The organism is Streptomyces sp. UF-297 (assembly GCF_058245575.1).
The window spans coordinates 1-8,187 of the sequence record NZ_JBSIBZ010000166.1 but is presented as its reverse complement, the minus strand read 5'-3'; the positions used below and the strand labels follow the sequence as shown (position 1 = coordinate 8,187).

General features: G+C 73.8%; 6 protein-coding genes. 4 read left to right on the top strand and 2 right to left on the bottom strand.

The window, feature by feature from the left end; translation table 11 throughout:
- Positions 1-526 (bottom strand): TetR/AcrR family transcriptional regulator (locus tag AC4IJH_RS42695; protein ID WP_490857437.1); only part of this gene is annotated, 526 nt, incomplete at its 3' end.
- 106 nt (positions 527-632) lie between these two features.
- Between AC4IJH_RS42695 and AC4IJH_RS42690 the strand changes: the two genes are divergently transcribed.
- Positions 633-1,397, top strand: a complete 765-nt coding sequence (locus AC4IJH_RS42690) for an SDR family NAD(P)-dependent oxidoreductase (RefSeq protein WP_490857436.1) — start codon at positions 633-635, stop codon at positions 1,395-1,397.
- Positions 1,398-1,460: 63 nt separating this feature from the next.
- On the opposite strand, the gene AC4IJH_RS42685 is transcribed toward AC4IJH_RS42690, so the two are convergent.
- Positions 1,461-2,516: an ABC transporter permease gene (locus tag AC4IJH_RS42685; protein WP_490857435.1), complete on the bottom strand. Its 1,056-nt coding sequence runs from the start codon at positions 2,514-2,516 to the stop codon at positions 1,461-1,463.
- Positions 2,517-2,679: 163 nt separating this feature from the next.
- Between AC4IJH_RS42685 and AC4IJH_RS42680 the strand changes: the two genes are divergently transcribed.
- From AC4IJH_RS42680 to AC4IJH_RS42670, 3 genes are read left to right on the top strand one after another with little or no spacing between them, the layout of a single operon-like run.
- Positions 2,680-6,333, top strand: a complete 3,654-nt coding sequence (locus AC4IJH_RS42680) for a DNA polymerase III subunit alpha (protein ID WP_490857434.1) — start codon at positions 2,680-2,682, stop codon at positions 6,331-6,333.
- Positions 6,330-7,415 carry a DNA polymerase Y family protein gene (locus tag AC4IJH_RS42675; protein ID WP_490857433.1) on the top strand — a complete coding sequence of 362 codons (1,086 nt, stop codon included), beginning with the start codon at positions 6,330-6,332 and terminating at the stop codon, positions 7,413-7,415. Before AC4IJH_RS42680 ends, AC4IJH_RS42675 begins: the two co-directional genes overlap by 4 nt.
- Before the next feature lie 54 nt (positions 7,416-7,469).
- A complete protein-coding gene (locus AC4IJH_RS42670) occupies positions 7,470-7,832 on the top strand; it encodes a hypothetical protein (protein ID WP_490857432.1) in 363 nt (120 codons plus the stop codon).
- The last annotated feature ends 355 nt before the right edge of the window (positions 7,833-8,187 follow it).

The window sequence follows — 8,187 nt, the reverse complement described above, 5'->3', positions numbered from 1 at the left end:
CCCCCGCGTGGCCCTGCGGGTTTTTCGCGGCGGCCGCCGCCAGCCGCACCTGGAGCCGGCCGGCGCGGGGCGCCATCGCCTGAAGGGCCGGGACCAGGGCCTCCTCGCAGTCGTGGTGCACCTGGAGCCAGACCGAGCGCAGCGCCGGGTCCTGCGGCATGGCGCGCAGCAGCCCGCGGGTCCAGCGCAGCGCCTCCTCGGCCCGCTCGCCGTCGGGTGTCAGGGCGCGCCGCGCGGCCTTCTCCAGGGCCTGCTGCACCGTCAGCTCCCCCTGTCTCGCGGCCAGTTCGGAGAGGTTCGCGATCCACCCCCGTACCCCGTCGGCGAGCAGCGGGGCCACCGCGTCCTGCTTCGTACGGAAGTAGCGGTAGAAGGTGCGCGGCGCGACGTCGGCGGCGCGGGCGATCTCCTCGGCGGTGACGGCGGCGCCGCGCTCGGCGAACAGGGCGGCGGCGGTGCGGGCGATCTCCATCCGGGTCTCGGCCTTGCGGCGCTCGGTCAGGGAGGGGCGGGGCGCGCTGGACATGCCCGCAGTCTACGGCGCGGTTTGCCGCACTGGCGCATGCCGCGAAGGTGGCACATTGTGCCACTCGGGCGTACGGTGCAGGCGCAACGCGAGAACGGAGAAGACCATGAACCGTTTCGACGGACGCCGCGTACTGATCACCGGGGCCGGCTCGGGCATCGGCCGGGCCACCGTCCACCGGATCCTGGCCGAAGGCGGCCGGGTCGTGGCCGCCGACATCAACGCCGAGGGCCTGCGGGCCACCGCCGAGCGCGCCGCGGCGGACGGCGCGGGCGACTGGCTGGCCACCGCGGTCCTGGACATCTCGGACGAGGCGGCGGTGCGCACGGGCGTCGCCGCCGCGGTGCGCACGCTGGGCGGCCTGGACGTCCTGGTCAACGCCGCCGGCATCCTGCGCTCGGCGCACACCCACGAGATGACCCTGGACTTCTTCAACAAGGTCCTCGCGGTCAATCTGACCGGCACCTTCCTGATGATCCGGGAGGCGCTGCCCGCGCTTTTGGAGGGTCAGGCGCCGGTCGTCGTCAACTTCAGCTCGACATCGGCGGGTTTCGCGCACCCGTACATGGCGGCGTACGCGGCGAGCAAGGGCGGCATCCAGTCCATGACGCACGCGATCGCGAGCGAGTACAGCAAGCAGGGGCTGCGCGCGGTGTGCGTGGCGCCGGGCTCGGTGCGGTCCGGGATGACGGACGACCCGGGACTGCCCGCGGACGCCGACATGAGCCTGTTCATGAAGCTGATGCCCGCCATCGGCGAGGGCTTCGCGCCGCCGGAGGCCGTCGCGGGGGTCATCGCGATGCTGGCGAGCGAGGACGGCGCGTTCGTCACGGGTACGGAGATCCGTATCGACGGCGGTACGCACATGTGAGGCGCGGACACGGCGGTGGACCGCGACGGCGCCGGGGCCTGTCCTTGCCCTGGGGCCCCTCGGCTACTGCCGTACCTCGCTCCCGTCGATCGCCTCCCGGCCCTTGCGCAGGGAGGCGAACACGAGGGTCAGCGCGGTGGCGACGACCGCCCAGGCGCTGAGCACCAGCAGCGGCCCGGTCACCGCGCTGCCGCTGAAGTACGCGATGGAGCGCGCCACCCAGGTGCCCGCGCCCGGCGGCAGCGCGGGCCCGATGTCGCGCCAGAAGGGCGGCAGCAGCGGGTAGGGATAGGCGCCGCCCGCGCTGGGGTTGCCCGCGACGACGATCACCAGGACCGTCAGCCCGATGCCGACGATCCCCGCCATCCCCTGGAAGGCGAAGGTCGTCGCACCCACCGCGAACACCACGAGGGCACCCAGGCCCCACAGTGCCCACAGGCTGCCGGGCAGCGCGTTCAGGATGGGCCCGATGACGATCGCCCCCGCCAGGCCCGTGAAGACGGAGTAGACGGCGAGCGCCGCGAGGCGGACGGCGGCGCGCTTGCGGTTGGAGGGCCGGGCGCCGTAGCTGATCGCCAGGATCGCGGCGCACAGATAGCCGCCGACGCACCAGCCGACCACGAGATAGAACGAGGACAGGCTGCGGGTGTCGCCCCCCGCCGCCGGTGCCACATCGGTGACCCGCACCGACCGCTGCTGGGAGCTCTCGGCCGCGCCGACCACCTTGGCGAGCGCGTCGGACAGCGCCCCGCCGCTGCCGCCCGCCACCAGCAGCCGGTCGGTGGTGCCGCGGGGGTCGACCACCAGCGCGCCGTCGATCTTCCGGTCCTTGATCTGCCGTACGGCCTCCTCCTCGGAGGAGAGGGCCCGCGGGTCCAGCGGCGACCCCGGCAGCTCCCCGTACTTCTTCACCATCTCCCCGCTGACCTGCTCGGGCGCGACGATCGCCAGGGATACGTCCCGGGGCTTGGGGGAGTGGAAGGCGCCCGCGTACGACGCGATGAACAGGGCCGTCAGGGCGAGCACGCCGATGACGAGCAGCGCGGCGCGCGCCGTCACCGCGTCCTTGACCTCGTCCATGAACGTCCTGTGGGCCCCGGCGTCCTCTGTCTGCGTCATGCCTTTACGCTCCGTCGCGCCCCTTGCCCCCGCAGGCGGGGCTGCGCCGAATGGCCGACCGGGCCGATGGCGGGCCGCGGTCCGCAGTGGATCACCGTAATCGACCTATCGCACGCACGTTCGAAAATTGGTTTATGGTGGAGAGGAGGGGAGGTAGCGACGAATGGTCCAGGAGGTGCGGGTGTCCGGCTTCACGCATCTGCACACCGCATCGGGCTTCTCCCTGCGGTACGGCGCCTCGCACCCCGAGCGGCTCGCCGAGCGCGCCGCCGAGCGCGGCATGGACGCGCTCGCACTGACCGACCGGGACGGCCTCGCCGGAGCCGTGCGCTTCGCCAAGGCCGCGGCAGGGGCGGGCATCCGGCCGCTGTTCGGCACCGAACTCGCCGTACGGGAGCGGGAGAGCGACCCGGGCCCGGGGCCGAAGGGGGCGGTCCGGCGGCGTACCCCGGTGCGCGGCGGGGCCTTCGTCGACGAGTCCGGGGCCCGCGCGGTCTTCCTCGCCAGGGACGGCGCGCGGGGCTGGGCCGCACTGTGCCGGCTGGTCTCGGCCGCCCACGCGAGCGGCGGCGAGCGGCCCGCGCTGCCCTGGGAGGCGCTGGAATCCGCGGCGGACTCGGTGACCGTTCTGCTGGGCCCCGGCTCCGAGGTCGGCAGGGCGCTGGCCGCGGGCCGCCCCGACCGCGCCGCCCGGCTCCTCGCGCCCTGGCGCGAGGTGTACGGCGACGCGCTGCGCCTGGAGGTCGTCCACCACGGCCGCACCGGCACCGGGCCCGGCTCGCTGCGGCTGGCCGCCCGCACCCTCGGTCTCGCCGTCGAACAGGGCATCCCCGCCGTGCTGACCAACGCCGTCCGCTATGCCGACCCCGGACAGGGCCCGGTCGCCGACGTCCTGGACTCCGCCCGCCGCCTGGTGCCGGTGGACCGCAGGCCCGGCGCGCGGGACGGCGGCGAGCGCTGGCTCAAGGACACCGCCGCCATGGCGAAGACCGCCGAAGAGGTCGCCGAGGCGGCCGGCTTCCGGCGCGAGGTGGCCCACCGGCTCCTGGGTATGACCGAGCGCAGCGCGGGGGAGTGCCGGGTGGACCCCGAGGGCGACATGGGGCTGGGCACCGTCCACTTCCCCGAACCGCACCTGGTCGGGGCCGGCCGGCGCACGGCCGAGCGCGTGCTGCGCTCGCGCTGCGCCGGGGCCATGGTGCTGCGCGGCTACGACCGCGACCGTAAGCGCTGGGAGCGGCTGCACGACGAACTGCGCACCATCGAACGCCTCGGCTACGCCTCGTACTTCCTGACGGTCGCTCATGTCGTGGACGACGTACGGAAGATGGGAATCCGCGTCGCGGCCCGCGGGTCCGGCGCGGGGTCGCTGGTCAACCACCTCCTGGGCATCGCGCACGCCGACCCCGTCGAACACGGCCTGCTGATGGAGCGCTTCCTGTCCGAGCGGCGGGCCGCGCTGCCGGACATCGACATCGACGTGGAGTCCGCCCGCCGGCTGGAGGTCTACCGCGCGGTCTTCGAGCGGTTCGGGGCGGAGCGGGTGGCGACCGTCGCCATGCCCGAGACCTACCGCGTCCGGCACGCCGTACGGGACGTGGGCGCCGCGATGGGCCTGGACCCGGCCGAGGTGGACCGCCTGGCCAAGTCCTTCCCGCACATCCGTGCGCGCGACGCCCGGGTGGCGCTGGCCGAACTCCCCGAGCTGCGGGGGATCCCGGCCGATGCGTACGGTCCGATGTGGGACCTGGTCGAGGCCCTGGACGCGCTGCCGCGCGGCGTCGCCATGCACCCGTGCGGGGTGCTGCTCTCGGACGCCACGCTGCTGGACCGCACCCCCATCGTGCCCACCAGCGGCGAGGGGTTCGCGATGTCGCAGTTCGACAAGGACGACGTGGAGGAGATGGGCCTGCTCAAGCTCGATGTGCTGGGCGTACGGATGCAGTCCGCGATGGCGCACACGGTCGCCGAGATCGGCCGCGCCACCGGGCGGCACATCGACCTGGACGACCCCGCCCAGGTGCCGCCCGGCGACCCGGCCACCTACGGACTGATCCGCTCCACCGAGACGCTCGGCTGCTTCCAGGTCGAGTCGCCCGGTCAGCGGGACCTGGTCGGCAGGCTCCAGCCCGCCACCTTCCACGACCTCGTGGTCGACATCTCGCTCTTCCGCCCGGGGCCGGTCGCGGCCGACATGGTGCGCCCCTTCATCGAGGCCCGGCACGGGCGCGCCCCCGTGCGCTACCCGCACCGGGACCTGGAGGGGCCGCTGCGCGAGACCTACGGCGTGGTGGTCTTCCACGAGCAGATCATCGAGATCCTGCGGATCATGACCGGCTGCGGGCGGGACGAGGCCGACGAGAAGCGGCGGGCGCTGTCCGTCGCCGACCTCCAGGGGCAGGTGCGCGCGTGGTTCGCCGAGCGGGCGCGGGGGCGGGGGTACGCGCCCGAAGTGATCGCGCGTACCTGGGAGATCGTCGAGGCGTTCGGCGCGTACGGCTTCTGCAAGGCGCACGCCGTCGCCTTCGCCGTGCCGACGTACCAGTCCGCGTGGCTCAAGGCGCACCACCCCGCGGCCTTCTATGCCGGGCTGCTCACCCACGACCCGGGGATGTACCCGAAGCGGCTGCTGCTGGCGGACGCGCGGCGGCGCGGGGTGCCGGTGCTGCCCTTGGACGTGAACCGGTCGGCGGTCGCCCATCGAATCGAACTGGTGTCTGATGCGAAGCTCTGGGGCATCCGCCTGGCCCTCTCCGACGTACACGGCATCAGCGAGGCCGAGGCGGCACGGATCGCGGCCGGACAGCCCTACACCTCGCTCCAGGACCTGTGGCAGCGGGCCCGCCCCGGACGCCCGGTGGCCGAACGCCTCGCCCGGGTCGGCGCGCTGGACGCCTTCGGCGCCAACCGGCGGGATCTGCTGCTGCATATCGCCGAGCTGCACGGGCGCCTGCGCGGAGGGCGCGACGGCGGCGCCCATGAGGGACAACTGGCGCTGGGGGAGGGCGGGCCGGCGCTTCCCGCGGAGCCGGCCGGGCTCCCCGACCTCGGCGACGTCGAACGGCTCAGCGCCGAGCTGGGCGTCCTCGGCATGGACGCCTCCCGGCATCTGATGGTCGATCACGCGGAATTCCTGCGGGAGTTGGGCGTGCTGCCCGCCAAGCGGCTGCGCGAGGCCGAGCACGGCGCGACGGTCCTGGTCGCCGGGGCCAAGGCCGCCACCCAGACCCCGCCGATCCGCTCCGGGCGCCGGGTCATCTTCACCACCCTGGACGACAGTACGGGCCTGATCGACTGCGCCTTCTTCGACGACAGCCACGCCACCTGCGCGCACACCGTCTTCCACTCCTGGCTGCTGCTGGTGCGCGGCACGGTCCAGCGACGGGGCCCGCGCAGCCTGAGCGTGGTCGGCGCCGCCGCCTGGAACCTGGCCGAACTGGCCGAATTGCGGGAGCGGGGAGGGCTGGGGGCGGTTGTGGGGCGGCTTTCGGAAGGGGGGCAGGGGGTGCCGGGTGCGCCGGGGGTGCAGGGGGTGCCTGAATCTTCCGGTGCTTCTGCGCCTTCTGCGCCTTCTGCATCTTCTTCGTCTTCCGTGTCTTCCGGGTCGTACGAGGGGAGTGAGGTGCCCGAGGGGGCCGATTCGTCCAGGCCACCCGGTGCCGTCCGGGCGGCCTCGGAGCCCGGCCGTACCATCCGCCTGGAGACCGGATACGAACTGCACCCGTGGGCCGACCTCCAGCCCGCGGGCGAACGCGCCGCCACCGGACGCGAGTTGAGCCGCAAGCTGTGGCACTCCAGCCCGGGGAGCGCGGGATGAACGACCTGCGGGGAGGCGCGGCGGGCGCCGGGGCCGGACCTGTACCGGGCGCCGGAACCCGGCCCGCACCCGCTCCGTCCTCGCCGGACACGGGAACGCTGTACGTCCGCTTCCGGGGGCGCGACGGGATCGGCGTACCGGAAGAGGTCTACGACCGGCTGCTCGCGCTGCTCGGCCAGTTCACGCCCGTCGTCCAGGCGCTGCCGCCGGACGCGGCGCTGGCCGATGTGCGCGGGGCGCTGCGCTACTTCGGGCGGGACGCGGCGGGCATCGCCGACCTGATACGGGTGCGCGCGCTGGCCTGGCACGACGTCGACTGCGCCATCGGCATCTCCGTCAACCCGCTGCTCGCGCGGATGGCCGGGCAGAGCGCGGCGCCCGGCGAGGTGCGGATCGTGCCCGGCGACCCCGGGACGGTCGCGGACTTCCTCGACCGCAGACCGGCCGCCGCCCTGGACGGCGTGGGCGCCGCGACCGCGCGCACCCTGTGCTCGTACGGGCTCGACAGCGTCGGCCGGATCGCCGCCGCACCGCCCGCGACGCTCCAGCGGATCCTCGGCGCCAAGACGGGCCGCAAGGTGTACGAGCGGGCCCGCGGGCTGGACCCGAGCCCCGTGACGCCGAACCCGGCCGCCCGCTCGATGGGCGGCGAACACCGCTTCCCGCACGACGAGTTGGACGCCGAGCGGCGGCGCAGGGCGCTGCTGCGGATCGCGGACGACCTGGGCACCCGGCTGCGCGGCAGCGGCCAGGCGGCCCGGGCGCTGACCCTCACCGTCCGCTACGCCGACCGTACGACGACCACCCGCACCCGCACGGTTGCCGAACCCACCGCACAGACCCCGGCCCTGGCCGCCACCGCCTATGCGCTGCACGACGCCCTGGGGCTGCAGCGGGCCAGGGTCCGCGCGGTCTCCCTGCGGGCCGAGAACCTGATCGCCGCGGATTCCGTCGGGCTGCAGCTCACCTTCGAGCAACTGGACCAGCGAACGGCCGGATACCGCCGCCTGGAACCCGTACTCGACCGGGTCAACTCCCGCTGGCCGGGCGCGGTAGGACCGGCCGCCGCGGTGGGCCTGTGATCGACTGCCCGAATGCGACCGCCTTCCGGATATGACGGGTCTAGGGTGCCGGGCATGGCGGACGAGTTCATTTCCCAGCAGGAAATCGATCGCATCGGCGCGGCAGTCCGCGCATGGGCACGGCAGTGGGGCGAGGACAGCCCCCGGAACATCCGGGTCGTGACGACCACGCGCGACGCCGCGACCAGGGCGATCTCGCCACCCGGGGCACGGTCGAGCGACGCCATCGTCTATTTCGTCGTCCTGGAAGGCGACTTCATCCTTCGCCGGGAGGACAGTACGCAGCAGAGGACCGGGGTGTGGGCGGCGCTCTTTCTCGACCGGGAGACGCTGGCCGCGAGTTACACGGTCCGGCCCCCGGAGTACGTACCGGAATACGATCTCGACAGCCTGGGGACCGTCCACGTCATCCCGTAGATCGAAATTCCGCGGCGTTCCGCTGCCATGGTGTCCGATGAATTGACCCGGGCAATGGCCGGGAGGAGACTTCCCGTTCGGCACGACGGTGCAGTACCGCCCTCACGCTGCCCTCCGAGGAGGGTCAGGTCATGGCCGGGCAGACCGGTCTGCCCTGCCAAGACGGTCGCGCGTACGAGCACATCGCCGCCGACTCCTGAACCGCCGCCGGGGGCAGGCGGCTTTGCCGGGCGGGCCGGGGCCCTCCGCCGACGGCGGCCATGAGGCCATGAGGCCACGAGCGGACTCCACGAGGCCATGAGCGGACTCCACGAGGCCATGAGCGGACTCCACGAGGCCATGAGCGGACTCCACG

Bases quoted from the DNA above. Each gene is read 5' to 3' on its own strand.
- AC4IJH_RS42675 (WP_490857433.1), top strand. From the start codon at position 6,330: ATGAACGACCTGCGGGGAGGCGCGGCGGGCGCCGGGGCCGGACCTGTA.
- AC4IJH_RS42690 (WP_490857436.1), top strand. From the start codon at position 633: ATGAACCGTTTCGACGGACGCCGCGTACTGATCACCGGGGCCGGCTCG.
- AC4IJH_RS42670 (WP_490857432.1), top strand. From the start codon at position 7,470: ATGGCGGACGAGTTCATTTCCCAGCAGGAAATCGATCGCATCGGCGCG.
- AC4IJH_RS42680 (WP_490857434.1), top strand. From the start codon at position 2,680: ATGGTCCAGGAGGTGCGGGTGTCCGGCTTCACGCATCTGCACACCGCA.
- AC4IJH_RS42685 (WP_490857435.1), bottom strand. From the start codon at position 2,516: ATGACGCAGACAGAGGACGCCGGGGCCCACAGGACGTTCATGGACGAG.